The organism is Acidovorax sp. T1 (assembly GCF_002176815.1).
GTDB lineage: Bacteria > Pseudomonadota > Gammaproteobacteria > Burkholderiales > Burkholderiaceae_C > Acidovorax.
This window is the reverse complement of sequence record NZ_CP021648.1, coordinates 4,040,731-4,067,431: the sequence shown is the minus strand read 5'-3', so window position 1 is coordinate 4,067,431 and position 26,701 is coordinate 4,040,731. Positions and strand designations below refer to the sequence as shown.

30 protein-coding genes and 3 pseudogenes are annotated in these 26,701 nt (G+C 63.0%); 27 read left to right on the top strand and 6 right to left on the bottom strand.

Annotation, left to right across the window (positions count from 1 at the left end; genetic code table 11):
* Positions 1-49: 49 nt before the first annotated feature.
* A pseudogene (locus tag CCX87_RS18855) lies at positions 50-440 on the bottom strand (MFS transporter); the annotation flags it as partial.
* A gap of 278 nt (positions 441-718) precedes the next feature.
* On the opposite strand from CCX87_RS18855, the gene ubiU reads away from it, so the two are divergent.
* From ubiU to CCX87_RS18815, 8 genes are all read left to right on the top strand, one after another.
* Complete coding sequence (ubiU, locus tag CCX87_RS18850; RefSeq protein ID WP_087748064.1) at positions 719-1,762, top strand: ubiquinone anaerobic biosynthesis protein UbiU; 1,044 nt, start codon at positions 719-721, stop codon at positions 1,760-1,762.
* Between the two features lie 181 nt (positions 1,763-1,943).
* On the top strand, positions 1,944-2,867 hold the full coding sequence (locus CCX87_RS18845; protein ID WP_087748506.1) for a U32 family peptidase: 924 nt from the start codon (positions 1,944-1,946) through the stop codon (positions 2,865-2,867).
* A 45-nt stretch (positions 2,868-2,912) separates the two neighbouring features.
* Positions 2,913-3,428: a ubiquinone anaerobic biosynthesis accessory factor UbiT gene (gene ubiT / locus CCX87_RS18840; RefSeq protein ID WP_087748063.1), complete on the top strand. Its 516-nt coding sequence runs from the start codon at positions 2,913-2,915 to the stop codon at positions 3,426-3,428.
* A gap of 2 nt (positions 3,429-3,430) precedes the next feature.
* Complete coding sequence (locus CCX87_RS18835) at positions 3,431-3,835, top strand: putative zinc-binding protein (protein ID WP_369825319.1); 405 nt, start codon at positions 3,431-3,433, stop codon at positions 3,833-3,835.
* Complete coding sequence (locus CCX87_RS18830; RefSeq protein ID WP_087748061.1) at positions 3,828-4,424, top strand: UbiX family flavin prenyltransferase; 597 nt, start codon at positions 3,828-3,830, stop codon at positions 4,422-4,424. Before CCX87_RS18835 ends, CCX87_RS18830 begins: the two co-directional genes overlap by 8 nt.
* Positions 4,425-4,490: 66 nt before the next feature.
* A complete protein-coding gene (gene ubiD, locus CCX87_RS18825) occupies positions 4,491-5,978 on the top strand; it encodes a 4-hydroxy-3-polyprenylbenzoate decarboxylase (RefSeq protein ID WP_087748060.1) in 1,488 nt (495 codons plus the stop codon).
* Between the two features lie 218 nt (positions 5,979-6,196).
* Positions 6,197-7,831, top strand: a complete 1,635-nt coding sequence (locus CCX87_RS18820) for a long-chain-fatty-acid--CoA ligase (protein ID WP_087748505.1) — start codon at positions 6,197-6,199, stop codon at positions 7,829-7,831.
* Positions 7,832-7,883: 52 nt separating this feature from the next.
* Entirely contained in the window at positions 7,884-9,143 is a 1,260-nt protein-coding gene (locus CCX87_RS18815; RefSeq protein ID WP_087748059.1) for a branched-chain amino acid ABC transporter substrate-binding protein, read from the top strand.
* Positions 9,144-9,170: 27 nt separating this feature from the next.
* On the opposite strand, the gene CCX87_RS18810 is transcribed toward CCX87_RS18815, so the two are convergent.
* The gene (locus CCX87_RS18810) at positions 9,171-9,914 is read right to left on the bottom strand and encodes an SOS response-associated peptidase (RefSeq protein WP_087748058.1); all 744 of its coding nucleotides are present in this window, start codon (positions 9,912-9,914) and stop codon (positions 9,171-9,173) included.
* Positions 9,915-10,066: 152 nt separating this feature from the next.
* The gene (gene argC, locus CCX87_RS18805) at positions 10,067-10,999 is read right to left on the bottom strand and encodes an N-acetyl-gamma-glutamyl-phosphate reductase (RefSeq protein WP_087748057.1); all 933 of its coding nucleotides are present in this window, start codon (positions 10,997-10,999) and stop codon (positions 10,067-10,069) included.
* A 172-nt stretch (positions 11,000-11,171) separates the two neighbouring features.
* Here argC and sucC point away from each other — a divergent pair, with 172 nt between their 5' ends.
* The 15 genes and pseudogenes from sucC (at position 11,172) to vapC (CCX87_RS18730) (ending at position 20,919) form a co-directional block, all read left to right on the top strand.
* Complete coding sequence (sucC, locus tag CCX87_RS18800; protein ID WP_087748056.1) at positions 11,172-12,332, top strand: ADP-forming succinate--CoA ligase subunit beta; 1,161 nt, start codon at positions 11,172-11,174, stop codon at positions 12,330-12,332.
* Positions 12,333-12,351: 19 nt separating this feature from the next.
* Positions 12,352-13,248, top strand: a complete 897-nt coding sequence (gene sucD, locus CCX87_RS18795) for a succinate--CoA ligase subunit alpha (RefSeq protein ID WP_087748055.1) — start codon at positions 12,352-12,354, stop codon at positions 13,246-13,248.
* 135 nt (positions 13,249-13,383) lie between these two features.
* A pseudogene (locus CCX87_RS18790) lies at positions 13,384-13,584 on the top strand (TerC family protein); the annotation flags it as partial.
* Positions 13,585-13,940: 356 nt separating this feature from the next.
* A complete protein-coding gene (locus CCX87_RS18785) occupies positions 13,941-15,026 on the top strand; it encodes an IS630 family transposase (RefSeq protein WP_087748270.1) in 1,086 nt (361 codons plus the stop codon).
* Positions 15,027-15,180: 154 nt separating this feature from the next.
* A complete protein-coding gene (locus tag CCX87_RS18780) occupies positions 15,181-15,969 on the top strand; it encodes a Stp1/IreP family PP2C-type Ser/Thr phosphatase (RefSeq protein ID WP_087748054.1) in 789 nt (262 codons plus the stop codon).
* Positions 15,970-16,012: 43 nt separating this feature from the next.
* Positions 16,013-16,672 (top strand): FHA domain-containing protein, encoded by a 660-nt coding sequence (locus CCX87_RS18775; protein ID WP_087748053.1) that lies wholly within the window; start codon positions 16,013-16,015, stop codon positions 16,670-16,672.
* A 98-nt stretch (positions 16,673-16,770) separates the two neighbouring features.
* Entirely contained in the window at positions 16,771-17,562 is a 792-nt protein-coding gene (locus CCX87_RS18770) for a 3',5'-cyclic-nucleotide phosphodiesterase (RefSeq protein ID WP_087748052.1), read from the top strand.
* Positions 17,563-17,631: 69 nt separating this feature from the next.
* Positions 17,632-17,865: a type II toxin-antitoxin system VapB family antitoxin gene (gene vapB / locus CCX87_RS18765; protein ID WP_087748051.1), complete on the top strand. Its 234-nt coding sequence runs from the start codon at positions 17,632-17,634 to the stop codon at positions 17,863-17,865.
* Complete coding sequence (gene vapC, locus CCX87_RS18760; RefSeq protein ID WP_087748050.1) at positions 17,865-18,275, top strand: type II toxin-antitoxin system tRNA(fMet)-specific endonuclease VapC; 411 nt, start codon at positions 17,865-17,867, stop codon at positions 18,273-18,275. The genes vapB and vapC (CCX87_RS18760) overlap by 1 nt, the downstream gene beginning before the upstream one ends.
* Positions 18,276-18,603: 328 nt before the next feature.
* Positions 18,604-18,903 (top strand): BrnT family toxin, encoded by a 300-nt coding sequence (locus CCX87_RS18755; RefSeq protein WP_087748049.1) that lies wholly within the window; start codon positions 18,604-18,606, stop codon positions 18,901-18,903.
* Entirely contained in the window at positions 18,887-19,153 is a 267-nt protein-coding gene (locus CCX87_RS18750; protein WP_087748048.1) for a BrnA antitoxin family protein, read from the top strand. The genes CCX87_RS18755 and CCX87_RS18750 overlap by 17 nt, the downstream gene beginning before the upstream one ends.
* Positions 19,154-19,340: 187 nt before the next feature.
* The gene (locus CCX87_RS18745; protein WP_087748047.1) at positions 19,341-19,961 is read left to right on the top strand and encodes a type IV toxin-antitoxin system AbiEi family antitoxin domain-containing protein; all 621 of its coding nucleotides are present in this window, start codon (positions 19,341-19,343) and stop codon (positions 19,959-19,961) included.
* A pseudogene (locus CCX87_RS18740) lies at positions 19,958-20,200 on the top strand (nucleotidyl transferase AbiEii/AbiGii toxin family protein); the annotation flags it as partial. The gene CCX87_RS18745 and the pseudogene CCX87_RS18740, both read left to right, overlap by 4 nt.
* 87 nt (positions 20,201-20,287) lie before the next feature.
* The gene (locus tag CCX87_RS18735; RefSeq protein WP_087748046.1) at positions 20,288-20,521 is read left to right on the top strand and encodes an antitoxin; all 234 of its coding nucleotides are present in this window, start codon (positions 20,288-20,290) and stop codon (positions 20,519-20,521) included.
* The gene (gene vapC, locus CCX87_RS18730) at positions 20,518-20,919 is read left to right on the top strand and encodes a type II toxin-antitoxin system tRNA(fMet)-specific endonuclease VapC (protein ID WP_087748045.1); all 402 of its coding nucleotides are present in this window, start codon (positions 20,518-20,520) and stop codon (positions 20,917-20,919) included. The genes CCX87_RS18735 and vapC (CCX87_RS18730) overlap by 4 nt, the downstream gene beginning before the upstream one ends.
* Positions 20,920-20,966: 47 nt before the next feature.
* Here vapC (CCX87_RS18730) and CCX87_RS18725 read toward each other — a convergent pair whose 3' ends face one another.
* Positions 20,967-22,364, bottom strand: coding sequence for a Fic family protein (locus tag CCX87_RS18725; RefSeq protein WP_087748044.1), 1,398 nt, complete (start codon positions 22,362-22,364; stop codon positions 20,967-20,969).
* Between the two features lie 610 nt (positions 22,365-22,974).
* On the opposite strand from CCX87_RS18725, the gene CCX87_RS18720 reads away from it, so the two are divergent.
* The 4 genes from CCX87_RS18720 (at position 22,975) to CCX87_RS18705 (ending at position 25,344) form a co-directional block, all read left to right on the top strand.
* Positions 22,975-23,517 (top strand): pilin, encoded by a 543-nt coding sequence (locus CCX87_RS18720; RefSeq protein WP_087748043.1) that lies wholly within the window; start codon positions 22,975-22,977, stop codon positions 23,515-23,517.
* 107 nt (positions 23,518-23,624) lie between these two features.
* Positions 23,625-24,446 (top strand): hypothetical protein, encoded by an 822-nt coding sequence (locus CCX87_RS18715; RefSeq protein ID WP_232476446.1) that lies wholly within the window; start codon positions 23,625-23,627, stop codon positions 24,444-24,446.
* A 329-nt stretch (positions 24,447-24,775) separates the two neighbouring features.
* A complete protein-coding gene (locus CCX87_RS18710) occupies positions 24,776-25,051 on the top strand; it encodes a type II toxin-antitoxin system ParD family antitoxin (protein ID WP_087748042.1) in 276 nt (91 codons plus the stop codon).
* Positions 25,051-25,344 carry a type II toxin-antitoxin system RelE/ParE family toxin gene (locus CCX87_RS18705; protein WP_087748041.1) on the top strand — a complete coding sequence of 98 codons (294 nt, stop codon included), beginning with the start codon at positions 25,051-25,053 and terminating at the stop codon, positions 25,342-25,344. The genes CCX87_RS18710 and CCX87_RS18705 overlap by 1 nt, the downstream gene beginning before the upstream one ends.
* Before the next feature lie 164 nt (positions 25,345-25,508).
* Here CCX87_RS18705 and CCX87_RS18700 read toward each other — a convergent pair whose 3' ends face one another.
* Positions 25,509-26,123 carry a Uma2 family endonuclease gene (locus CCX87_RS18700; protein WP_087748040.1) on the bottom strand — a complete coding sequence of 205 codons (615 nt, stop codon included), beginning with the start codon at positions 26,121-26,123 and terminating at the stop codon, positions 25,509-25,511.
* A 65-nt stretch (positions 26,124-26,188) separates the two neighbouring features.
* On the bottom strand, positions 26,189-26,674 hold the full coding sequence (gene moaC / locus CCX87_RS18695; protein ID WP_087748503.1) for a cyclic pyranopterin monophosphate synthase MoaC: 486 nt from the start codon (positions 26,672-26,674) through the stop codon (positions 26,189-26,191).
* Positions 26,675-26,701 lie beyond the last annotated feature (27 nt).

Below are 26,701 nucleotides of genomic sequence, written 5' to 3'. Positions count from 1 at the left end.
ACCACGTTTTTCGCGCTTGCAAATGACAAAAACAAATATCGATGGCGGTCTAGGGCGTTGACGCCACCCGCGCCCGGCGCTGACGCAATGCCAGCCACAGCAAGGCCGCGCCGGTGACCGCAATGGGCGCCAGCGGGCCATGTTTGAGAAGCGTCCAGCCCTGGGTGGTGACCAGCACGCCCGAGAACAGCGAGCTCACGGCCAGCGTGGCAAACACGCAGAAGTTGATGGCCGCCTGGGCGCGGTCTTTTTCTTCAGGGCGGTAGGCCGTCACGGCCAGCGCCGTGCTGCCGGTGAACAGAAAATTCCAGCCCACCCCCAGCATGAACAGCGCAATGCCGAAGTGGTGCAAGTCCACCCCCAACAGCGCGACGGCCACGCAGGCCAAGGTTCAGCAGCACGCCCGCCCCCATGATGGGCAGCTCGCACCAGCGCTTGATGGCGATGAAGACCACGTTGTTGGTCAGCAAAAGGCCCTGGCACAAGGCCAGCAGCCAGAGGTTTTTGTTCATGGCGGTAGGGCGTTGGGGAGAGGGGTGACGGGGCGCATGAACGCGATGCCAGTGGCCCGAAGGCATGGCCTGCGTCAAAGCCCGACTGTATTCGTCTGGAATTGTGCCCTGCAGTTGACGAAGATCAGCCGCCGCACGGTTCCACATCGCTAAGGTGCCGCCAGTGCCGTGGCTCCACGCCCGGAGCCGGCTATTGATTGCTTGTGATGGAATCCTTGAACCCGATTGCGGCGCCCCCTGCGGCGCCTGCCCTTGAACTGGTCTGCCCCGCCGGCAGCCTGCCCGCCCTGAAGGCTGCGGTGGACAACGGTGCCAACTGCGTCTATCTGGGTCTGCGCGACGCCACCAACGCGCGCAACTTTGCCGGACTGAACTTTGACGAGGCGGCTATCGCCAACGGCATCCGCTACGCGCATGAGCGCGGCTGCAAAGTCTTCATGGCGCTCAACACCTACCCGCAGGCGTCCGACCCCGCACCCTGGCGCAGCGCCATGGACAAGGCGGTGGATCTGGGTGTGGACGCCGTCATTCTGGCCGACCCCGGGCTCATGCACTACGCGGCGCAGCGCCATCCCCAGCTGCGCCTGCACCTGTCGGTGCAAGGCTCGGCCACCAACTACGAGGCCATCAACTTCTACCGCGAGCAGTTCGGCATCGTGCGGGCCGTGCTGCCGCGCGTGCTGTCGATGGAGCAGGTGCGCCAGGTCATCGACAAGACCGCGGTGGAGATCGAGGTGTTCGGCTTCGGCAGCCTGTGCGTGATGGTCGAGGGGCGCTGTGCCCTGTCTTCGTACGTGACGGGCGAATCTCCCAACACGCATGGCGTGTGCTCGCCGCCCAAGGCCGTGCGCTGGCAGGAGACGCCGCAGGGCCGAGAGTCGCGCCTGAATGGTGTCTTGATCGACCGCTACGCGCCCGGCGAAAACGCCGGCTATCCCACCCTGTGCAAGGGGCGGTTCGATGTGGGCGACGACGAAAACTACTACGCCATCGAAGAGCCCACCAGCCTCAACACACTGGAGCTGCTGCCCCAGTTGCTCAAGATCGGCGTGCGCGCCATCAAGATCGAAGGCCGCCAGCGCAGCCCGGCCTATGTGGCGCAGGTCACCAGGGTCTGGCGCGAGGCTGTGGACCAGTGCCTGGCCAACCCCCACCGCTACGCCACCAAAACGACCTGGATGGCCAGCCTCGACCAGGTGGCCGAGGGCCAGCAGCACACGCTGGGCGCCTACCACCGCCCCTGGAAGTGATGAGACAACCCCCTGAGCCGCTGCGCGGCTTCCCCCTTCTCTCTACGCGCTTCGCGCTAGGGGAAGGGGGACGACGCCAGCGCGGCGGGGCGGCCCTTGCGCGGCGTCCGCTGGCCTGGGGCGCGCCAGTTTTATGCCGAGTGGGCTGCGCACAACGCCCTGAAAAATGGAGAGCACCGTGATGAAACTATCCCTGGGTCCGCTGCTGTACTACTGGCCGCGCGAAGATATCTTTGCTTTCTACGAGGCCATGGCCGCCACGCCGCTCGATGTGGTGTATCTGGGCGAGACGGTGTGCTCGCGCCGCCACGAACTGCGCCTGACCGACTGGCTGGACATCGCCCGCATGCTGCAGGACGCCGGCAAGCAGGCCGTGCTGTCCACGCAGGTGCTGATCGAGTCGGGCTCGGACGTGAGCGTGCTGCACAAGATCGCTGACAACGCGGACTTCACCGTCGAGGCCAACGACATGGGCGCGGTGCGCTGCCTGTCGGGCCAACCGACAAGTCGGCCCTTTGTGGCGGGCCCGCACCTCAACCTGTACAACGCACCCTCGCTGCAATGGATGGCGCAGCTGGGCGCCAGCCGCTGGGTGATGCCGCTGGAGATGGCGCAGGATGCGCTGGCCGCCATGCTGGTGAATCGCCCTGCGGGCCTGGAAACGGAAGTGTTCGCCTACGGGCGCATGCCGCTGGCCTACTCGGCGCGCTGCTTCACGGCGCGCCACTGCAACCTGCCCAAAGACGACTGCCGCTTCAGCTGCCTGGAGCATCCCGACGGCCTGACGCTGCGCACCCGCGAGAGCGAGGACTTCCTCGTGCTCAACGGCACGCAGACGCAATCGGCCCGGGTCTACAACCTGGCCAACGAGCTGGCCGCGATGCGCACCATGGGCGTGGACCTGGTGCGGCTGAGCCCGCAGTCGCAGCACATGGTGCAGATCATTGCGCTGTTCGATGAAGCCCGGCGCCTGGCGCAGCCTGGCGGCGCAGACTTTGTGCTGCGCATGCAGCCTTTCATGCCCGACCAGCCCTGCAACGGTTACTGGTTCGGTCGTCCTGGTCTGGAGCAGGGGCACGCCGGTGCCACCGCACCCGGCCTCTGATTGACATCGTGCTTTTCTACCTGGCCCGCGTGCCACCCCCACACCATGGCTGCTTCTTCTGATTCTTTGGTTCCCTCACCGGTGGGGGCCTTGCTGTCGCGCCTGCCCGCCTACCCCGGCTCGCTGCTGCTGGTGACGGCGCTCAACCTGGCATTGGCCCGGCATCTGCCCGCCGATGTGGGGCAGCTGATGCTGCACAAGAAAATGCACGTGCAGGTTCGCGATGCGCGCCTGGTGTTCGACTTTGCCTGGACAGGCCAGCGCTTTGCGCCCCGCGCCCCGCTGGTTGCCCCTGAGGTCGCCGATCTGACGCTGAGCGCCACCGCCCACGACTTTTTGCTGCTGGCCCAGCGCCAGCAAGACCCCGACACGCTGTTTTTCAACCGCCGCCTGTCGATGGAGGGCGATACCGAGCTGGGCCTGGTGGTGAAGAACGCGCTCGATGCCATCGAGCTGCCCGTGCTGGACCCGCGCCAGTGGGTGCCGTTGCTGTCACCGCGCCAGGTGCTGGGCCACCTCCGGCAGCGCCTCGACTCCGCTTCGCACACCACAGGAGGATGACCATGGCCGCCGATCCGAACCACCCCCTCGTCTATTCCTGCTCGGGCTGCTCCAGCGCCGCGCAGCTGGCCAACCACGTGGCGCTGCAGCTCGATCGGCGCGGCGTGGCCGAGATGTCGTGCATCGCCGGTGTGGGCGGCGATGTGCCGCACCTCATGAAAACCGTGCGCTCGGGCCGGCCCATCATCGCGCTCGACGGCTGCCCGCTGGTGTGCGTGAAAAGTACGCTGGCGCGCCACGGCATTGCGCCCGACCGGCATTACCAGTTGCAGCAATACGGCGTGAAAAAGCGCACGCACGAAGACTTCGACCCGGTGCAGGCCGCGCTGGTGCTGGAGCAGGTCGAGGCCGACCAGCAGGCGCAGCCCTTGGCTCGCTCTGTCGCCGTGGAACCCTCGCATGGCTGATGTTGCCCACACCCGCCGCATCATCGTCGCCATCTCGGGCGCCAGCGGCGCCGTGTATGGCGCGCGCCTGCTGCAGGTGCTGCAGGGCCAGAGCGGCATCGAGACGCACCTGGTTGTCTCGGACGTGGGCTGGCGCAACCTGCAGCACGAGCTGGACATGGACCGCCCCGCCGTCGAGGCCCTGGCGCACCGCGTGCACGACCTGCACAACGTGGGCGCGGCCATTGCGAGCGGTTCGTTCCAGTGCCATGCGATGGTGGTGGCGCCGTGCTCCATGCGCACGCTGGCCGCCATTGCGCATGGCCTGGCCGACAACCTGCTCACGCGTGCGGCCGACGTGGCCCTCAAGGAGCGCCGCCGCTTGGTGCTGATGGTGCGCGAGTCGCCGCTGCACCTTACACACCTGCGCAACATGGTGGCCGTGACCGAGATGGGCGGCATCATCTGCCCGCCGCTGCCCGCCTTCTACCTGCGCCCGCAAACGGTGGGCGAAGTGGTGGACTACAGCGTGGCCCGCGTGCTCGACCTCATCGACGTGCCCCACGACCTGGCGCCTCGGTGGCAGGGTCTGGCACCAGATACTCCTTAATTGATAGCTGCTAGCGCTTGATGGATAAGCGCTAGAGGCCGATTTCATTCAAATTCTGGACCTGACATGGCCTATAGCGACCTGCGCGACTTCATGGCCCAGCTCGAAGCCACGGGCGAGCTGCGCCGCGTGGCGGAGCCCGTATCGCCCCACCTGGAGATGACCGCGCTCAGCGACCGCGTGCTGCCCGCCAGCGGCCCGGCGCTGCTGTTCACCCAGCCCACGGGCCACCGCATGCCGGTGCTGACCAACCTGTTTGGCACGACAGCCCGCGTGGCCCGCGCCATGGGCGTGCCCGACCTGCGCGGCGTGCGCGCCCTGGGCACCTTGCTCGCCACGCTGAAGGAGCCCGAGGCGCCGAAAGGCTTCAAAGACATGCTGGGCATGGGCCAGCTGCTCAAGACCCTGTGGAACATGGCGCCGTACACCGTGGCGCGCGGCGCGCCCTGCCAGCAGGAGGTGTGGGAAGGCCCCGATGTCGATCTGGCCCGCCTGCCCGTGCAGCACTGCTGGCCGGGCGACGTGGCCCCGCTCATCACCTGGGGCCTGACCATCACGCGCGGGCCGCGCAAGGCGCGGCAAAACCTGGGCATCTACCGCCAGCAGGTGGTCGGGCGCAACCAGGTCATCGTGCGCTGGCTGGCGCACCGGGGCGGCGCGTTGGACTTTGCCGACCACTGCGCCGCACACCCCGGCCAGCCCTACCCCGTGGCCGTGGCGCTGGGGGCCGACCCGGCCACGCTGCTCGGTGCCGTCACGCCCGTGCCCGATGCCTTGAGCGAATACCAGTTTGCCGGCCTGCTGCGCGGCGCGCGTACCGAGGTGGTTGCGGCCTTGGGCGTGCCCCTGCAAGTGCCCGCCACGGCAGAGATCGTGCTCGAAGGCCACATCCAGCCCGACGCCAACCACGCGAGCGGCTGGCAGCACGCGCTGGAAGGGCCGTATGGCGACCACACCGGCTACTACAACGAATGCGCCGAGTTCCCCGTGCTCACCATCGACCGCATCACGCAGCGCCGGGACGCGATCTACCACAGCACCTACACCGGCAAGCCGCCCGACGAGCCCGCCGTGCTGGGCCTGGCGATGAACGAGCTGTTCATCCCGCTGCTGCAAAAGCAGTTCCCCGAGATCGTGGACTTCTACCTGCCGCCCGAAGGCTGCAGCTACCGAATGGCGGTGGTCAGCATCCGCAAGGCCTACGCGGGCCACGCGCGGCGCGTGATGATGGGCGTGTGGAGCCACCTGCGCCAGTTCATGTACACCAAGTTCATCGTGGTGGTGGATGCGGATGTGGACGTGCGCAATTGGAAAGACGTGATCTGGGCCATCACCACCCGCATGGACCCGGCGCGCGACACGCTGCTGGTGGAGCACACCCCCATCGACTACCTGGACTTCGCCTCACCCGTGAGCGGCCTGGGCAGCAAGATGGGGATGGATGCCACGAACAAGTGGCCCGGCGAAACCCAGCGCGAGTGGGGCCGCCCCATGGCCATGGACGCTGCCGTGCAGGCGCGCATGGACGCGCTCTTCGCAGCGCTCGGTTTTTAGCGCGCCAAGGCCGTAGGCCCTGCGTCAACGCGGCATTCCGGTCATTCTGCGCGGGCCAAGGCGCACCACGGGGGCGGCTCTCACCCCAGTCGCGCAGAAGACAAGCGCGCCCCGCGTTGTTTGCGACGATGCGCCAGCCCCGGCATAGAGGGCCCTGCACCGGCACCCCCACGGATGCCGCGATGCAGCACCGCGCACACCACAAGGAGACAAAAGCAATGCAGCAGCCCGGCAGCATGATGGACCGGCCATTACTGGTTTCGGCCATCCTCGAGCATGGCGAGAACCAATACGGCGACCAGCAGATCGTCTCGCGCGACACCGATGGCAGCCTGCACCGCTACCGCTTTGCCGACATGGCGCGGCGCGCCCGGCAGCTCGCCAACGCACTGCAGGCGCTGGGGCTGCGCCCCGGCAGCGTGGTGGGCTCGCTGGCCTGGAACAACCACCGCCACCTGGAGGCGTATTACGCCGTGTCCGGCAGCGGCATGGTCATGCACACCTGCAACCCGCGCCTGCACCCCGAGCAGCTGGCCTACATCGTCAACCACGCCGACGACGAGGTGGTGCTGTTCGACACCACCTTTGCGCCGCTGGTGCGCGCCATTGCTGCGTCGTGCCCCCGCGTGCGGCACTGGGTGGCCCTGTGCGATGCCGGTGCGCTGGGCGCCATCGACCTGCAGGGGGTGCCCGGAGTCGAGGCCTATGAGACGCTGGTGGCCCGCCAGGGCGACACCTTTGCCTGGCCCGAATGCGATGAAAAGACTGGCGCGGCGCTGTGCTACACGTCGGGCACCACCGGCAACCCCAAGGGCGTGTTGTATTCGCACCGGGCGCTGGTGCTCAGCGCCCTGTCGGCCTGCATGCCGGGCGTGCTCAGCATCAGCGCGCAGGAGACCATCCTGCCCGTGGTGCCCATGTTCCACATCAACGCGTGGTGCCTGCCCTATGCAGCCCTGATTGGCGGCGCCAAGCTGGTGCTGCCCGGCCCGCGCCTGGACGCCGCCAGCCTGTACGAGCTGATGGAAACCGAGCGCGTCACCGTCAGCGCGGGTGTGCCCACGATCTGGATGGGCCTGATCCAGCATGTGGAGCAGCACCAGCTGCGCTTTAGCACCATGCGACGCACGGGCGTGGGCGGCTCGGCCATGCCCAAGGCGCTGATCGCCAAGTTCAACGACGTGTACGACGTGGACGTGCGCCACGGCTGGGGCATGACCGAGACCACGGCCATCGCCACCATGAGCACGCTGGGCGCGGGTGATGCCGAGCTGCCGCCCGAGGACCGCCACGCGCTGATCGCCAAGCAGGGCAAGTCGGTGTTCGGCATCGAACTCAAGCTGGTGGATGAAAACGGCGCCAGCCTTCCACGTGACGGCGTTGCACAGGGCGAGCTGATGGTGCGCGGCCAATGGATCGTGGACCGGTACCACAAGGCCGAGCGCTCGGCGCTGGCCGATGGCTGGTTCCCCACGGGCGACATCGCCACCATCAGTCCGCAAGGCGTGGTGCAGATCCGCGACCGCACCAAGGACGTGATCAAGTCCGGCGGTGAGTGGATCAGCTCCATTGATCTGGAGAACGCCGCCGTGGCCCACCCCGCAGTGGCCATGGCGGCCGTCATCGGCGTCAAGCACCCCCGGTGGGACGAACGCCCTCTGCTCTTCATCGTGCGCAAGCCGGGCCAGCCGGTGGACAAAGCGCAGATCCTGGACTTTCTCGCGCAGCGTGTCGCCAAGTGGTGGCTGCCCGACGACGTGCTGTTTGTGGACAGCCTGCCGCTGGGCGGCACCGGCAAGGTCCAGAAAAACGAGCTGCGGCAACGCCATGGCTCGGTGTTCAGCGGTTGTTGAAGAATGCCCTGCGTTGTTGGCAGTTCCCCCCCCCCACCCCACGGAGACACACATGAACATGGTTCCCAGGAAATGGCCTCACCAATGGCTCAAGGCCGGCGCCTGCGCCGCAGCGCTGGTGATGGCGGCGCACGCCGGCGCGGCCGAGACGGTGAAGATCGGCTTCATCGACCTGCTGTCCGGCCCCTTTGCGCTCACCGGCCAACGCTCGCTCAACCAGCTGCGCGAGGTGGTGGCGCAGGTCAACGCCAAGGCGGGGCCCAACGAGCCCCGGTTCGAGGTGGTGGACTTTGACAACAAGGGCACGCCGCAGGAGAGCCTGAATGCCCTGAAGGCCGCCACCGACCGGGGCGTGCGCTACATCACCCAGGGGGGCGGATCGGGCGTGGCGCTGGCGCTGGTCGATGCGCTCAACAAGCTCGCCGAGCGCGACCCGGAGCGCGCCACCGTGTACCTCAACTACGCCGCCATGGACCCGCAGCTCACCAACGAGCGCTGCAGCTTCTGGCACTTCCGCTTCTATCCATCGAGCGAGATGAAGATGGAGGCGCTGACCACCTACCTGCAAGGCCGCAAGGATGTGAAGCGCGTGTACCTGATCAACCAAGACTACACCCACGGCCGCCAGGTCTCCAAGGCCGCCAAGGAGTACCTGGCCCGCAAGCGGCCCGACATCGAGATCGTGGGTGAAGACTTCATCCCCATTGCGCAGACGCGCGACTTTGCCTCGTACGTGGCGAAGATGGCCGCTGCCAAGGCCGATACGGTCATCACGTCCAACTGGGGCAGCGACCTGACGCTGTTGTTCAAGTCGTCCCGCGACTACGGCCTGAACATCAACTACTTCACGCTCAACGCCAATAACCCTGGCACGCCCGCGCAAATTGGCCCCTGGGGTGAGGACAAGGTGGGGGTGATCTGGAACTGGGTGCACAACGCCCCTACTCCCGAGCTGGAAAAGATCTACGTGGACTACAAGAAAAAGACGGGCGACGACTTTGTGTTTGCCGCCCACTGGAACAGCGTGCACATGCTGCGTGAAGCCATGCGCAAGGCGCAGTCCACCGACGCCAAGAAGGTGGCCCTGGCCCTGGAAGGCATGACCTACAAGAGCCCCATGGGCGAGGTGCGCATGCGCAAGACCGACCACCAGCTCGAAGCCCCGCTTTACCTGGGCATCTGGGCCAAGCAGGGCAGCAAGGGTGTGAAGTACGACGCCGAGAAAACCGGTTACGGCTTCCGCTCCGAAGTGGTCTGGGACTCTTACGTTAGCGCCCAGCCCACTTCTTGCCAGATGAGGCGGCCTTCCTGAGCGCGCCCCTGGGCGGTAGGTGCAGCGTCAGCCCAGCAAGCCCTTGGGCACCTTGTCCGCTTTCTTCTCCACCGGGTTGGCTGTGAGCCACTGCGCCGCGTACTGCCGCATGAACTCCTTGGCCTTCTCGGGCCGGGCCGTGAGCCAGGCGTCGTAGGCGCCTTCGTTGACGATGGCGGGCATGCTTTTCTCGCTGCCCGGCTGGCCGTAGCGGTGCAGCAGCGCGTGGTTGTTGGCGTTCACCGTGAGCAGGCAGTAGCTGATGATCACCTCGCCATCCGCGCCTTGCCAGCGTGCCCACAGGCCTGCCACGCCCATGGGCTTGCCGTCCACGCGCGCAACGCGGGTGGACACGGCCTTGCCGCTGCGCAGGTCGTCTTCATAAAACGCGGCCATGGGCACGATGCAGCGCTGGCCCTTCAGCCAGGCATCGCGAAACGCCGTGCCGGTCGAGGCGGTGTCGGACTTGGCATTGACCAGCTTGGGCGCGCGCAGCTTGGCGTCGGACGCCGACTTGACCCAGTGCGGCACCAGGCCCCACTGCGCTGGCACCAGCACGCGTGCGGGCGCAGCGTTGTCGGTGGATGGCGGCGCGGCCTCGGGCGCGGCCCCTGGCGGTTGCGACAGGGCCGCCGCCGTCGCTGCATGCACGATGAAAAAGCCTGGCTTGCGCGGCCACAGGTGGCGCTCGCCCAGCGCTGCTGGGGGCTCTACCGCAAACGCCTCGCGGTAGGTATCGGCTTGCTGCAGGGTTTCGTAATGGGTACTCATCGGGCCATGGTACCTGCGTGGGGGAGTTTCGCAGCGAAAAGGGCATCAAGCGCTTTATTGATAAGCGCTACAAGCTATCAAATGCAGAGCAAATCAGTGGCCTGGCCAGCCAACCGGCTGCGTCACATCCCGCTATCGCAGTGCGTGCCCGCTTACAAACCCAGCATCAATTGCATGTTTTGCACCGCAGCACCGCTGGCGCCCTTGCCCAGGTTATCCAGGCGCGCCACCAGCACGGCGTGGCGGTAGGTTTCGTTGGCGAACACGCGCAACTCCAGCTTGTTGGTGTCGTTGAGCGCGGTGGGCTCCAACTTGCCATCTTCGGTGGGTGGCAGCACGCTCACCCACTGCGCGGGCGTGTTGCTTTGGGCGTAGTGCGCGGCCAGAGCGTCGTGCAGGTCGGCCGCCTTGGGCTGGCCCGGCAGCAGATCCAGGTGCAGGGGCAACTGCACCAGCATGCCCTGGCGGAAGTTGCCGACGGCCGGTACGAAGATGGGCCGGCGCGTGAGCCCGGTGTATTTCAGGATCTCGGGCAGGTGCTTGTGCGACAGGCCCAGCGCGTACAGCTCGAACGGTGCGGCCTGGCCCTGCTCATAAGCCTCGATCATGGTGCGGCCGCCGCCCGAATAGCCACTGACCGAAGGCAGCGCCAGCGGAAAGTCTTTAGGCACCAGGCCCGCATCGACCAGCGGGCGCAGCAGGGCAATCGCGCCGGTGGCGTAGCAGCCGGGGTTGGAGACGCGCAGCGCCTCGCGCACGGCCTGCGCCTGACCGGCGGCCAGCTCGGGGAAACCAAACACCCAGCCCGGTGCCGTGCGGTGCGCGGTGCTGGCGTCGATCACCTTCACCTGGCGGCCGGTGGTTTTTTCGATGTCATCGACCATGGCCACGGTCTCGCGCGCGGCGTCGTCGTGCAGGCACAGCACCACCAGGTCCACGCCCGCAATCAGTTCGCGCTTGGCGGCAGGGTCCTTGCGCAGCTCGGGGGCAATGCTGACCAGCTCGATCTGCGGCATGGCCTGCAGGCGTTCACGGATTTGCAGGCCCGTGGTGCCGGCTTCGCCATCGATAAAGATTCTGGACATGTGAATGCTCCTGCAAGGGGTGAATGTGCTGTGGGCGACCTTGTAAGCTGGGCACAAGGGTTGGTGCGGTGCAGCATGATACAGTCGCCCGCTGCCATGTTCCCAGCCCGCGTCCAGACAATTGTTGTTCATGGTAAACGGGTAAATACCATCCTTCCCTGAGAGAGACCTCATGAAGATTCACGAATACCAAGGCAAGGAAATCTTGCGCAATTTTGGTGTGCCCGTTCCGCGTGGCATTCCCGCGTTCACGGTGCAAGAAGCCGTTGAAGCAGCCCAGAAACTCGGCGGCCCCGTGTGGGTGGTCAAGGCCCAGATCCACGCCGGTGGGCGCGGCAAGGGCGGCGGCGTGAAGGTTGCCAAGACCATTGACGACGTCAAGCGCATTGCGGGCGAAATCCTGGGCATGCAGCTCAAGACCCACCAGACCGGCCCCGAAGGCCAGAAGGTGCGCCGCCTGTACATCGAAGACGGCGCCGACATCAAGAACGAACTGTATGTATCGCTGGTCACCGACCGCGCGACGCAAAAGGTGGCCCTGATCGCTTCGTCTGAGGGCGGCATGGACATCGAGGAAGTGGCCCACTCCACGCCCGAGAAGATCGTCACCGAGATGATCGACCCGCTGACCGGCATCACCGCTGAGCAAAGCAAGAAAGTTGCCGCAGCCATTGGCCTGACCGGCGCTTCCATCGACCAGGCCGTAGACATCTTCGCCAAGATCTACAAGTGCTACATGGAAACCGACGCGTCGCTGGTGGAAATCAACCCACTGAACTGCGACTCCAAGGGCAACTTGATGGCCCTGGACTCGAAGTTCAACTTCGACCCCAACGCCCTGTTCCGCCACCCCGAAATCGTGGCCCTGCGCGACCTCGATGAAGAAGACCCGGCCGAAGTGGAAGCCAGCAAGTTCGACCTGGCCTACATCAGCCTGGATGGCAACATCGGCTGCCTGGTGAACGGCGCCGGCCTGGCCATGGCCACCATGGACACCATCAAGCTGTTTGGCGGCGAGCCGGCCAACTTCCTCGACGTGGGCGGTGGCGCCACCGCCGAGAAGGTCACCGAAGCCTTCAAGATCATGCTGAGCAACCCCAAGGTGGAAGGCATTCTGGTCAACATCTTCGGCGGCATCATGAAGTGCGACACCATCGCCACCGGCGTGATCACCGCCTGCAAGGCCGTGAACTTGTCGGTGCCGCTGGTGGTGCGCATGAAGGGCACGAACGAAGAGCTGGGCAAGAAGCTGCTGGCCGAGTCCGGCCTGCCCATCATTGCCGCAGACACCATGGCCGAAGCCGCTACAAAAATTGTGGCAGCAGTGAAGTAAGAAGCCCGGAGAAATACCCATGTCGATCTACATCAACAAAGACACCAAGGTCATCACCCAGGGCATCACGGGCAAGACTGGCCAGTTCCACACCGAAAAGTGCCAGGAATACGCGAACGGCAAGAACGCCTTCGTGGCCGGCGTGAACCCCAAGAAGGCCGGCGAGTCGATCTTCAACATCCCGATCTACGCCTCCGTCAAGGAAGCTGCCGCGCAAACCGGCGCCACCGTGTCGGTGATCTACGTGCCGCCCGCAGGCGCTGCTGCCGCCATCTGGGAAGCCGTCGAGGCCGACCTGGATATGGCAATCTGCATCACCGAAGGCATTCCAGTGCGCGACATGCTCATGGTGCGCAACAAGATGAAGGCCAAGGAAGCCGCCGGCGGCAAGAAGACGCTGCTGCTGGGCCCCAACTGCCCCGGCATCATCACGCCCGACGAAATCAAGATCGGCATCATGCCCGGCCACATCCACCGCAAGGGCCGCATCGGCGTGGTGAGCCGCTCGGGCACGCTGACGTACGAAGCCGTGGCCATGCTGACCGAAGTGGGCCTGGGCCAATCCACCGCCGTGGGCATTGGTGGCGACCCCATCAATGGCTTGAAGCACATCGACGTGATGAAGGCCTTCAACGACGATCCCGACACCGATGCCGTCATCATGATTGGCGAAATCGGCGGTCCTGACGAAGCCGAAGCAGCGCAGTGGTGCAAGGCCAACATGAAGAAGCCCATCGTCGGCTTCATCGCGGGCGTGACGGCTCCGGCCGGCAAGCGCATGGGCCACGCAGGCGCGCTGATCTCCGGCGGTGCCGATACGGCCGATGCCAAGCTCGCCATCATGGAAGAGTCGGGCTTCGTCATCACGCGCAACCCCTCGGAACTGGGCAAGCTGCTCAAGGCCCAGCTGAAGTAATTCAGTCGCTGCCGTAAGCAGAATTACGGACGACCCGGGCGCCGCCGCCCGATAGATTGGCGTCTCCAAAAAAACAGAAGCGCCCGAAACCCTGGTTTCGGGCGCTTCTTGCATTCGTAGCAATGGAGTTACGTCATTGAATTTCTGCGCAGTGCCGATTTCTGGATCGGTTTCGCCAAGATCGTCTGGATCAACAGCATTCTTTCTGGCGACAACGCGGTCGTCATTGCACTGGCCGCGCGCTCCCTGCCGCCGCACCAGCAACGCAAGGCCGTTTTCTGGGGTTCCGGCGCAGCCGTGGTGCTGCGCATAGCGTTGGTGGTGGGCATCGGCAAGTTCTGGCCGCAGGTGCGACGTAGCGTGGACAGCCTGGGTCGTGACAAAAATGACATGTCCATGACGACCTGCCGCCAGGATCGTCAGTAAAAGGGCGCGATTGAGCGCCAGGCCCGGCGAGCCAAGGCTATTGGCTTTGGCCGGGGCGCATCATGATGCGGGCGCAGAAATTGCTGCCTGACTCCCAGTCGAAACAGCAAGACTGAGAGTTTTTTGACCATGCAAGCGCTTCCCAATCCATGACACCAGGGCTGGTCACCACCCCCATGGCGCTAGTGTAGTGTTTGATTCTTAATGAAACTTAATTGAGCAACCACGCTCCAATGCTCTACTACGGTTTGCATTGGAGTGAAAAATTGCGAGTTGCCCCGACGATTGTGTTGACGGATGAAGAGGAAAGCGAGCTGAGCCGGCTGGCGCGCTCCAAGCGCACCAGCGTCAGATTGGCCCAGCGCGCCCAGATCGTGCTGCTGGCCGCGCAGGGGCTGCAAAACAAGGATATTGCCGAGCAGCTTGGCATTGGGCGCGTGCAGGTGGCGCGCTGGCGTGAACGCTACCTGCAATTGGGGCTGCAAGGTATCGAGCGCGACTTGCCGCGCGGCGCACCGCCGGTGAAGGTGGATGTGGCCAAGCTTGTGAAGCTAACCACACAGACCAAGCCCGAGGCGGCCACGCACTGGAGCACGCGCACGATGGCCGCTGAGTTGGGCGTCAGCGCCAGCACCGTGATGCGCCATTGGCAGGCCCACGGTCTCAAGCCTCACATCGTGCGCGGCTTCAAGGTCTCGCGCGATCCGCAGTTCGTGCAAAAGCTCGAAGACATCGTGGGGCTTTACATGTCGCCGCCCGAGCATGCGCTGGTGCTGTGCTGCGACGAAAAGAGCCAGGTGCAGGCGCTGGACCGAACGCAGCCCGGGCTGCCGCTCAAGAAGGGGCGCGCGGCCACCATGACGCACGACTACAAGCGCAACGGCACAACCACCTTGTTCGCTGCGCTCAACGTGCTCAACGGTCAGGTCATCGGCCAGTGCCAGCAGCGCCACACCCACATCGAGTGGCTGAAGTTCCTGCGTCAAATCAATCGGGAGACGCCCAAGGACAAGACGCTGCATCTGATCGCCGACAACTACGCCACGCACAAGCATCCAGCTGTGCAGGAGTGGCTGGCCAAGCACCCCAGATTCAACATGCACTTCACGCCAACCTCGGCATCGTGGCTGAACATGGTCGAGCGCTTCTTTCGCGACATCTCCGAGAACCGGCTACGCCGCGGGGTGTTCACCAGCGTGCCCGAACTCGTCTCGGCCATCGATGAGTACATCGCGCATCACAACACCAACCCCAAGCCGTTCATCTGGACCAAGAACGCTCGCGACATCCTGCAAAAGGTCATCCGCGCCAATAGCCGATTAAGTTCCAAACAGAATGCAACACTACACTAGCGCTGCAAACCCCATGCGCTCGTCTATGATGCGGGGCGCAATGCAATGGGCCTGACATGGCAGATTTCCTGGTAACCGTGATGAAACCTCCCGCTGTCCGGAATTCGGCGCTTTCACAGTCTTCGGCTGCCTGACGACGCACGCGGCAACCTCCATGACCTACGAATTTTTCGCCCGCACCGACCGTGGACGGGTGCGCAGCAACAACGAAGATGCGGTGGCCTTTGACCGCGATGCGCAACTGGCCATACTGGCGGACGGCATGGGCGGCTACAACGCTGGCGAAGTCGCCAGTGCCATGGCCACCACCTTCATTCGTTCGGAAATGGCGCGTTGGCTCACTCAAATGGGCAAGGCTGCGCAAGTTGTCGACGTTCGAAAGGCGCTCGAAATCTGCGTGGAAAACGCAAACCACGCCGTTTTGGGCGCATCCCTTTCCAACCCCCAGTACGCCGGCATGGGCACCACGCTGGTGGTGGGCGTATTTCGGGGCGACCGGCTCATTTTGGGCCACGTCGGCGATTCGCGTTGTTATCGCCTGCGCGATGGCGTGTTGCAGCAAATCACGCGCGACCATTCCTGGCTACAGGAACAGGTGGACGCAGGCTTTCTCACCCCCCAGCAAGCCGCCGCGTCCGGCAACCGCAATCTGGTCACGCGTGCGCTGGGGGTGGAGCCGCATGTGCAAATGGAAGTGAACGAGTTCCAGGTGGCCCCGCACGATTTGTTCCTCATGTGCTCGGACGGCCTGACCGACATGGTGTCCGATGCCGACCTGGCCGAAATGCTGCGCGCATCCGTGCCGCTGCAAGACAAAGCCACTTTGCTCATCGACACCGCCAATGCCCAGGGCGGGCGCGACAACATCAGCGTGCTACTGGTGCAAACCACAGCGCGCGGCAAGAAACGTGGCTTCATGTCCCGATGGGTCAGGACTGCATGATGCCGTTCACGCATACAACAACTCAACATCTTAGGAGTGGATCATGCCCAGATTGATCGTTTCGATCGACAGCGTTGTCATCAAAGAGGTCGAGTTGACCAAGGACCGAACCACGCTGGGCCGACGCCCCTACAACGACATCGTCATTGACAACCTTGCCGTCAGCGGAGAGCACGCCGTCATCCACATGACCGAAGACGAGGTCGAAATCGAAGACCTGGGCAGCACCAATGGCACCTATGTCAACGCCAAGGCCATCAAGCGCCAGGAGCTGCGCAACGGCGACGTCATTGAACTGGGCAAATACAAGATCCGCTTCCTTCAAGCAGCCGAGAGCGAAAACTTCGAAAAAACCACGGCCTTCAGGCCCAGCATGGCGGCCTCGTTTGCGGCGGCGGCGCCCCGCCCCGCCCCTGCACCAACCCCATCGGGGGTCGCCCCCTATTCGGCGCGCATTCGCGTGCTGTCGGGCGCGGCCGCCGGGCGCGAGGTGGCCTTGCGGAAAGTGGTTACCACCATTGGCAAGCCCGGCGTGGCCGTGGCCGCCATCACCAAGCGCCACCAGGGCCATGTGCTCGCCCACGTCGAAGGGGCCAACATGCCTTTGATTAACGGCGCCCCCATGGTGGGCGCCTCCGTGCCCCTCCAACATGGTGACCGCATCACCCTGGCAGGCACCGACATGCAATTCGAACAAATCTGATAACTCTGTGGGTTGCTGCATTGCCAGCAGCGCCCCGGGGGTGGCTTTTGGGTGCCGACAAAACAGACCGTTCTGATTCAACTTCGAGCAAGGCTGGCATGAAGGTTCGCGTGTTGGGCTGCTCCGGCGCCATTGCCCAAGGCTGCCGCACCACCTCGTTTCTGGTGGATGGGCGCATTCTCATCGACGCAGGCACCGGCGTGGGCGACCTCACCCTGGCAGAAATGCGCCAGATCGACCATGTGCTGCTCACCCACTCGCACCTGGACCATGTGGCAGCCCTGCCCCTGATGCTCGATGCCGTGTCCTCCCTGCGCAGCACGCCGGTGCAGGTGCACGCCCTGCCCGCCACCATCGCCGCGCTGCAGTCCCACATATTCAACAATATCATCTGGCCTGATTTCAGTGGCATACCCAGCGCTGCAGCGCCTTTGCTGGCCTACACAGCACTACAAACCGGGCAGGTGCTGCAGTTGGCCGGCCTGCACATCGAAGTGCTGCCCGCCATCCACACCGTGCCCGCCGTGGGCTACGCCGTGCAGGGCCACACCGGCTGGTGGGTGTTCAGCGGCGACACCGGCCCCAACCCCGCCTTCTGGCAACGCATCAACCAGCTGCCCCTGGCCATGCTGGTCATAGAAACCGCCTTCAGCAACCACGAAAGCGCCCTGGCGCAGCGCAGCCTGCACCTGGCGCCCCACACCCTGGCGCAAGAGCTGGCGCAGCTCGCCCCCGGCAAACAATGCCCCATCTACATCACGCACACCAAGCCGTCCGAGACGCAATTGATCGTGCAAGAAGTGCGCCGCTTCGACGCCCTCACGCACCCTGGTAACGCAGCGCCACATGACATTTCGTGGCTGCAGGCGGGGCAAGCGTTTGAGGTGTAGGGCACAGCTGTGGCACGGCAACCCGTTGCCATATACTTTCGCCATATACCCTTGCCCAGGAGCGCGGCCATGACCATCAGCACCGTCTTCATCAACAACCGCACGCAAGCCGTCCGCATCCCCATCGACCTGCGCCTGCCCGACGGCGTGCGCAAAGTCGAAGTGCGGGCCAAAGGCAACGAGCGCATCATTTCCCCCGTGGGGCAGACATGGGACAGCTTCTTTCTGAACGGCCCTGCAGTGAGCGACGACTTCATGCCAGAGCGCGCCAGCCAGCACCAGGCAGAGCGGGAATCGCTCTGATGCTGCGCTACCTGCTCGACACCAACATCGTCATCTACGTTGTGAAGCGCCGCCCCGTCGAGGTCATGCCGATCTTTAACGCCAACGCCGGCCGCATGGCCATATCGGCCATCACCTTGTCGGAGCTGATGCACGGCGCCGAAAAAAGCAGCAAGGTCAGCGAAAACCTGGCGGTTATCGAAGACTTTTGCAGCCGCCTTGAAGTGCTGCCCTACGGCAGCAAGGCGGCCCAGCACTACGGCGCCATCCGCGCCGGGCTGGAAAAAATCGGCCAGCCCATTGGAGTGAACGACCTGCACATAGCGGCCCATGCGCGCAGCGAAGGGCTCGTCATGGTGACCCACAACGTGGGCGAGTTCGCCAGGGTGCCCGCCCTGCAAGTGGAAAACTGGGTCGGCACGAACAAGTGACCCCCATCGCATGCACCACGGCAAGTCAGAGGGTGCTATGGGGGTCTGACCCCAATTTCTGGTGCCGCGCACGCGCAGAGCCTTGCGCCACGATGCTGCCATCGGCCACCCACTGGCCAAGCCAGCGCTGTGCCGTGCGGCGCGCCACGCTGGGGTGGCGCTCCAGCAACTGCGCCAGCGTTAACCCGGCCGGGGCATTCTGAATGCAGCGCAGCAGATCAGCCGGCTTTGCATGGTCTGCTATGGGGGTCTGACCCCAATTTCTTTGGGGGTCTGACCCCAATTTCTTCGATTTTTAAAGAAATTGATATGATGATAATATACAAATATGATTGATTTCAGCACCATCACCGGATTCAACTGGGATGACGGTAACGCCCGCAAGAACGACAAACACGGTGTTTCCATGGCAGAAGCTGAGCAAGTATTTTTCAACGCTCCGTTGTTACTTGTGGAGGACACGAACCACAGTCAGACAGAGCTTCGCCTTCATGCGCTGGGCAAGACAGACGACGGGCGGGCTTTGCACATCACGTTCACCCTGCGCCAGTCAGGCGCATTGATCCGTGTCATTTCAGCGCGGGACATGCACCGAAAGGAGCGAGCCATTTATGAACAAGCCCACTAAAGCCATTCCCACATTCGCCAACGAGGCCGAAGAGCGTGCCTATTGGGAAACGCACAGCTCGACCGAGCATCTCGATTGGTCGAAGGCCACAAAAGTCACCCTGCCGAACTTGAAGCCCACCACCAAGACCATCTCTCTGCGGCTGCCCCAGCACCTGCTGGACTCACTCAAAGTGGCGGCCAACGCGCGCGACGTGCCCTACCAGTCGCTCATCAAAGTCTGGCTACAAGAAAAGCTGCACAGCCATTGAGTGCGCTGGCTGCGCGGGCTTGTAGGCTCAATGCAGTTCTGGGCGCGGGTCGGGTGGGCCGCATTCTTAAAAAACCTGCCCCAGCAAAATTGGAATCTGACCCCAATTAACCTGACCCCAATTTTTTTGGGTTTCCATTATCAAGTCATTTGTTGACAAATGACTAATAATTACAACAAAATCCCGCATGACACCCAGCTCGGAATCCACCACGCTCGAACAAGCCGTCCTGGCGCTTGCTGAGCGCCAGCCGCTCATGCGTGCGCGCGATCTCGCTGGGCAGGGCCTTCCGACAGTGGTTCTCAGCCGCCTGGTCTCCGTCGGCAAGCTCGAGCGTGTCGCCCGCGGCGTTTACAGCCTGCCGGGGCGCGTGCTCAGCGAGCACCGGTCTCTGGCCGAGGTCGCCCTGCGTGTGCCGCGTGGCGTGGTGTGCCTGCTGTCGGCGCTGCGTGTCCACGGCATCGGCACGCAGGCACCGCACGAGGTCTGGACAGCCATCCCCCACCATTCGCCCACGCCCCGCCTGGACCAACCGGCGCTGCGCGTGGTGCGCATGTCGGGGGCGGCTTTGACCGAAGGCATCGAAACGGTCACGATTGATGGCGTGCAGGTGCCCGTGTACAACGCGGCCAAAACAGTGGCCGACTGCTTCAAATACCGCAACAAAATCGGCCTGGACGTGGCGCTGGAAGCGCTGCGCGATGGCTGGTCACAACGCAAGCTGACGATGGATGCGCTCTGGCGCTACGCCACCGTGGATCGCGTGGCCAATGTCATGCGGCCTTATCTGGAAAGCATCGTGGCATGAGCCGCAACCTGGCTGCCTCCATCCGCGCCCGCCTGAAGCAGCGCGCCGATGCCACGAAGCAAGACTTCAACCTCACGCTCACCCACTTCGGGTTAGAGCGGCTGCTGTACCGGCTGTCCATCTCGCCACATGCCGCCAACTACCTGCTCAAGGGCGCGCTGCTGTTTTCACTGTGGTACGACCAACCACATCGGCCAACGCGCGATGCCGATCTGCTTGGATTTGGCCCGGAGAAATTGGGGTCAGACTCCAATTTGCCTTGCCCTGTTTGCGGGAACACAAGAGAGTAGCTACCATTGGTGATTATCAATGATCAAAGGCACACCATGGAAACCGCCCGTCTCTTTCAATCGGGTCGCAGCCAAGCGGTCCGGTTGCCCAAGGAATTTCGTTTCACAGGGACCGATGTCGGGGTTCGACACTTCGGCAACGGCGTGCTGCTGCTGCCGCTGGACAACCCTTGGGACACCCTCGAAGCCGCCCTGTCGGCTTTCGAGCCCGGCTTTGTGCTTGCGCGCGAACAGCCGCCACAGCAGGTGCGCCCCGAGATTTGCGCATGATTCTGCTGGACACCAACATTTGCATCTACATCATCAACGCCAGGCCACCCGAAGTGCTGGCGCGGTTTCGCCAATACCGCCTGGGCGACGTGGGCCTGTGCAGCGTGGTGGCGGCAGAGCTGGCCTACGGCGTGGCCAAAAGCGGCTCGGCGCGCAACAGGGCCGCACTGGAGATGTTTTTGGCGCCGCTGGAAATACTGCCCTTCGACACCAACGCGGTCTGGGCTTATGGCGACTTGCGCGCCAACCTGGAGCGCCAAGGCCAACCCATCGATGCCCTAGACACCATGATCGCCGCCCACGCACTCAGCCTGGACGCGCCCCTGGTCACGCACAACACACGCGAGTTCGAGCGGGTGCCCGGCCTGCGGCTGGAAAACTGGGTGCAGCAGTCATAGCCCCCCAGGGCGAGCGGGTCAAACTTCACAGGGCCGGATCCATAGGTTTAATCCTTACCCGCCTGCCACGCCGCAAACTCCGACGGCCGCAGCCCATAACGCGCCAGCACACCTTCATGCAGGCGGCGCAGTTCTTCCACGATGAGCGCGTGCACTGCGGGCCGCTCGGTTTCTGGCACGTGCGCGGCCACGGCTTGCGCGATGAGGGCCAGTGCGTCGCCGCCCAGGTGCGTCACCACCGCATGGATGGTTTGCTTGATCAGACCCCGGTAGGCCAGCCGGGTCGGGTCTGGCTCGGCCAAGTCTTGCTTGATGGCCAGATACTCCTGGGTAGAGCGCTCATAGGCCCAGACAAACACGTCGCGCAGCAACTCGACCCGGGTTAACTCATACACGCCCAAAATGGCGCGGCTGTAAGCCTGCTCGGGCACATCCACAAAAGTGAGCGGGCACAGATTGGCGCGAAACAGCGGCAGGTTGGCCGCCAGGCGTGAGGTGCGCTTGTTGATATCCGCAAAAGGCTGCAGATAAGGCACATGCACCAGCATGAAAAAAGACTGCTCAAACGGGTCGCTGATTTGCCCCGCCTTGTCCAGCAGTTCGTTCAGCGCCTCATCGAGCTGCTGCGGCACCGACAGCGGGCGAAACACGCTTTGCCCAATCTCCACCACATGCTGGCGCAAACGCCCCTCGTCAGCCGGGTTGGGCAGCAGGTTTTCTGCCAGTGCCGCATGCAAATTCATCAGCGTGTAGCGGTCCAGGCGCGCAGTGCCAGCGTTCTCTACCAGCAGCTCGATGGCCGATTTGTGGTTCAAGATCATCTGCGTCTCGATGCCCGCCTTGCCAGCGGCCACCTGTCCATGCTCAATCAGCGCCCGCGTATCCAGGCGTGAATACGTGTTGCCCTCCAGTTGGCTAGACGCCCAAGACAAATCAATCAACAGCCGATTCAAGATAGCACGGCTGTAAGTGCCCGCAGGCGCGTGTGCATCGGCGGTTTGGCCCATCTGGTGTAACTGGCGGCGCAGTGGTGCTGGCAGATACCAAGTCAGGTTGGGCTGATAAGCCTGCAGAAAATCGCGCTGATAGCCCACCGGCTTGCGCGCCTGCAGGGGCTGGTCAACGTAAGCCAAAACATCCAGGCTGTCAGCCGACAGCGGGATGGCGGCCGGGAAGCCGTCTGGGCCTGAGCGTGGATGTGGGCCCAAGCCTGGCACGCCTTGCATGGCTGCGGCGCGATAGTGCCGCGCACGCGCAGCGCCTTGCGCCACGATGCTGCCATCGGCCGCCCACTGGCCAAGCCAGCGCTGTGCCGTGCGGCGCGCCACGCTGGGGTGGCGCTCCAGCAACTGCGCCAGCGTTAACCCGGCCGGGGCATTCTGAATGCTGCGCAGCAGATCAGCCGGCTTTGCATGGTCTGTAAGTGGCGCGATTTTGGGTGCCATGGCGCGATTGTGGCGCAATTGTGGCGCAATTGTGGCGCAATTGTGAGGCGGCGGCATGAGCCGCGCCATGGGTTCATCCAAGGTGCGTTCTAGGTGGGCGCCCATCGTTTTCTGTACCGCGCGCCCTGGCGCAACTCAGCCCCGGCAAGCGCTGTCCCATCGACATCACGCACACCAAGCCATCCGAGACGGAGATGATCGGCAAAGAAGTGCGCCGCTTCGATGCCATCACACCCCCCGGCAACGGGGCGCCGCATGGCATTTTCTGGCTGCAGGCGGGGCAGGATTCGAGGTGCAGGTTGCACCTGTTTTGATAGCTGCCAGCGCTTTCTGCATAAGGGCTTGAGGCCAATTGGAGCAAAAATTGGCATCTGACCCCGAATCTCCTCCAAAAACGCACTTTGCGACACTTTCTGTCACGACAAAATTGTCAGCCACACCCGCCGCAAAGACACCGCAGCAACAACCCGCTGCCGATTGCCCCCACAACCAGAAGCGACAGAAACGTCTTGTTGCACCCACCCACTGGCACGGAACCTGCTGCAGCTGTTGCGAACCTGGAGAATCCTTCTGCAGGTTTTCAATTGCAATTGACCTCCAAGGAGTTTTTATGAAGCGTAATCTGCAAAAGGGTTTTACCCTGATCGAATTGATGATCGTTGTGGCGATCATTGGTATTTTGGCGGCTGTGGCTTTGCCTGCTTATCAGGACTACACAATCCGCGCTAAAGTCTCTGAAGGCCTGATTTTGGGTAGTGCGTTGAAGGCGACCGTTGCCGACAATGCAGCTAATGCCGTTGCTGATGCATCCGGTGGTCTGTTTGCTGGTATGACTACAGGCACTGCTGCTGCGCCCACTTTGTGTGCCGCCGCAGGCACCTGTGTTCAGACAGCTCCCACGAAAAACATCGCAACCATTACCGGTACCACTGCCAATGGCATGATTGCCGTTGCGTTTTCGACGGCTATTGCTCCTGCTGCTAGCAACTTGCTGCAAATTTGGCCATCGTCTAACGGAGCACTGTTGGTTGCAGGCACTCCGCCTGTGGGCCCAATCGTGTGGACTTGCTACACCGATGACAAGGCGGCGATCCTTGGTGCAACTAATGGTGCCACGTTGCTCTCCAAGTATGCGCCAGCTGAATGCCGTTAACTTGGCGGCGCTAAATAGCGCTTTGGCTTAAAAAACGCCCGCCCTTGCGGGCGTTGTTGTTGGCGCTCGTAGTAGCTTAACCGTCTCCCCTGAAATTGAGTTTGCCCGTGTTTACCCATCCATATGTGATTTCCGCATCGCTAAAACAGCGCAGTGCCCACGCGCTGCGCGCTGCAACTATTCATCTGCTGTTATCCGTTGCCGTGGCAGGGTTGGTGGGCTTGCTGATATTCGGCATTTGGTTTCCTTCGCCCTTGCGTGAAATATTAGGTGGTGAAAAGCTGTTTTGGTTGATTGTCAGTGTCGATGTGGTTTGTGGCCCACTGCTTACGTTGGTGCTCTTCAATCCGACGAAACCCCGCACCGAATTGCATCGCGACTTAGCACTGATTGCTGCCATTCAATTACTGGCGCTGGGCTACGGCGTCAACACAATGAGTTATGCCCGTCCTGTGGCGTTGGTGCACGAGGTTGATCGATTTAGGGTGGTTAGTTTTGCTGACCTGGATGAAACCGAGGCCTCTAAGTTACCTACGTGGGCGCATCCATGGAGCTTGTCACGCCTACGCACTGTTGGCATTCGCCATCCACGCACTGGGGAGGAAAAATTAGCTAGCATTAGTGCATCGCTGCAAGGAGTGGAACCCAGCCAACGCCTTAGTTGGTGGCAAGACTACGCTTTGAGTGTGCCGCAGGTGTTGCAACTTGCTCGCCCTTTGCCTGAATTACACTCCAAACACCCAAGCCAAACTGCGCTAATCGATGCCGCTGTAGTCAGCGCAATTAATAACCGTGAGTCCGAAGAAACAACTGATCCCATTGCCTTGCGTTGGCTTCCTCTGGTTAGCCGCCGTGCCACTGACTGGGTGGTGCTGTTAGACCCCATCACCGCCCGTGTGCGAGGATATGTGCACGTGGATGGATTTTGAAAGAACGTAATGGGGGTCAGATTCCCATTAATTGCCTCAAACACCTTATCGACGGGGCGCAACTGAGTTTCTGCGGCCAGCCACGCTGTATCAGCAGTGGTCGATCATGGGGCCTCCCATGGGTTGAGGAAACAATTGGGGTCAGATTCCAATTGATTCTGCGACACAGCCCATGGAGAGCGTCTTCGAGGGCCGTGCCGCAGCAGTGGTTGCGTAAAAGCGCAGCAAGCCGGAGAACTTGGGTGAAGTCCGCACACGCAAGGATCATCGGTCGTTTGTGTGGGCGTGGCATAAAATGGCAGAGATTGACAACACCAAGGGTTCTCACCATGTCGCTGAATATCTCACTGCCCGCCGAGCTTGAAAACCGTGTGCGAGACCATGTTGCCTCTGGCATGTACGGCTCCGCGAGTGAAGTCATTCGTGAGGCATTGCGTCTGTTTGAAACCTATCAAGCCGTACAAGCCGCCAGTTTTGCTTCGCTTAAAGCGGACATCGCGCAGGGTGTGGCCGATGTCCATGCCGGTCGGGTCAGTGCAATGGACATGACGGCGATCAAGGCGCAGGGGCGGGCTGTATTGCGGTCTAAACCAGGCGCCGACTGATGGCTCGCGTCACGCTCGCACAGAGTGCGCAGACCGATTTGTTGGAGGCTTGGCTATATATTGCCGAGGAAAGCCAGCCAGCGGCCGACCGCGTGTTGGATGCTATCGATGAAGAGACCCATACGCTTTTGCTTCAACCGCTGATGGGTCGAGCGCGTCCAGAATTGGCTGATGGCGTACGCAGTTGGCCTACTTCAACGCCCTATATCCTGTTTTATCTGGCAGACGATGAAGGCATCACGGTGTTGCGTGTCTTGCACCATGCCCAGGATGTGCGGCGAGTGGTCTTTTGACAGGCCTGTGCCGAGCAAGTCAAAGAAACAATTGGGGTCAAGAAAGAACGTAATGGGGGTCAGAGTCCTATTAATTGCCTCAAACACCTTATCAACGGGGCGCAACTGAGTTTCTGCGGCCAGCCACGCTGTATCAGCAGGAAAAGATTGGGGTCAGATTCTAATTAATTTCTTGATATTGAGGTCTGAGCATCATTCAACGGAGATTCTTTTTCCTCCATGTTGACGTCCTCATACACCCGATCCACCGCCACGTTCAGCCCCACGCTGGCAAATTCCACCGTGTCCCCGCCCTCAGACGGGTACAGCACCCAGTGGCCGGTTTCGTCGCGGCGAAACAGGTCGATGCTCAGGCGTTCCGTGTCCACCAGCGCGTATTCGCGCAGGCTGGGCAGTTTGCGGTAGGCGGCAAATTTGGCGCCCCGGTCGTAGGCCGATGTGGTGGGCGAGAGCACTTCCACCACCAGGCTGGGCGCGGCCTTGTAGTGGCTGTGGGCGCGGTCGGATTCGGCGCAGGTAACGAAGACGTCGGGGTAGAAGAAGGCGTTGTCGGCCTCCACCTGCAATTTCATGTCCGAGATAAAGACGCTGCACGGGCTGCCCCGCAGGTGGTTGCGCAGGGCCATGAACAGGTTGCCGGCCAGGGTGACATGGGATTCGGAGGCTCCGGCCATGGCAAACACTTCGCCATCGAGGTATTCGTGTTTTTCGGGCTGCTCGGCCTCCCAGGCGAGGTAGGACGGGGCATCGAACTGTGGTTTGGTGGCGGGGACGGTCATGGCAGCATCTCCAGGCAAGGGGTGTGGCCTATTGTCGTTGCGCAGGCAGTTGGGCGGGCAGCATTTCACGCCACCAAGCTCCCTGATTTGCCCCCGTGCTTTTCCACCACGCGCACGTCGTGGATGGACATGCCGCGGTCCACGGCCTTGCACATGTCGTAGATGGTGAGCAGGGCAATTTGCACGGCGGTGAGGGCTTCCATCTCGACGCCGGTGGGGCCGACGGTTTCTACGGTTGCAGCACAAAATATGCCTGTAGCGCCCGGCTGGCGTGCGCTGGCAGCTTCAAATTCAATAGCAACGCGGGTCAGTGCCAGCGGGTGGCACAGCGGAATCAGGTCACTCGTTTTTTTGGCCGCCATGATGCCGGCGATGCGGGCGATGCCCAGCACGTCGCCTTTTTTGGCGGTGCCGGCTTCGATGAGGGCCAGGGTGGCGGGCAGCATGTCAATGCGGCCGCTGGCGATGGCGATGCGGTGCGTGGCGGCCTTGGCGGCCACGTCAACCATGTGGGCCTGGCCCTGGGCGTCAAAGTGGGTGAGTGCGGACATGGCGTGGTAACCAGGTGAATCGGTGGG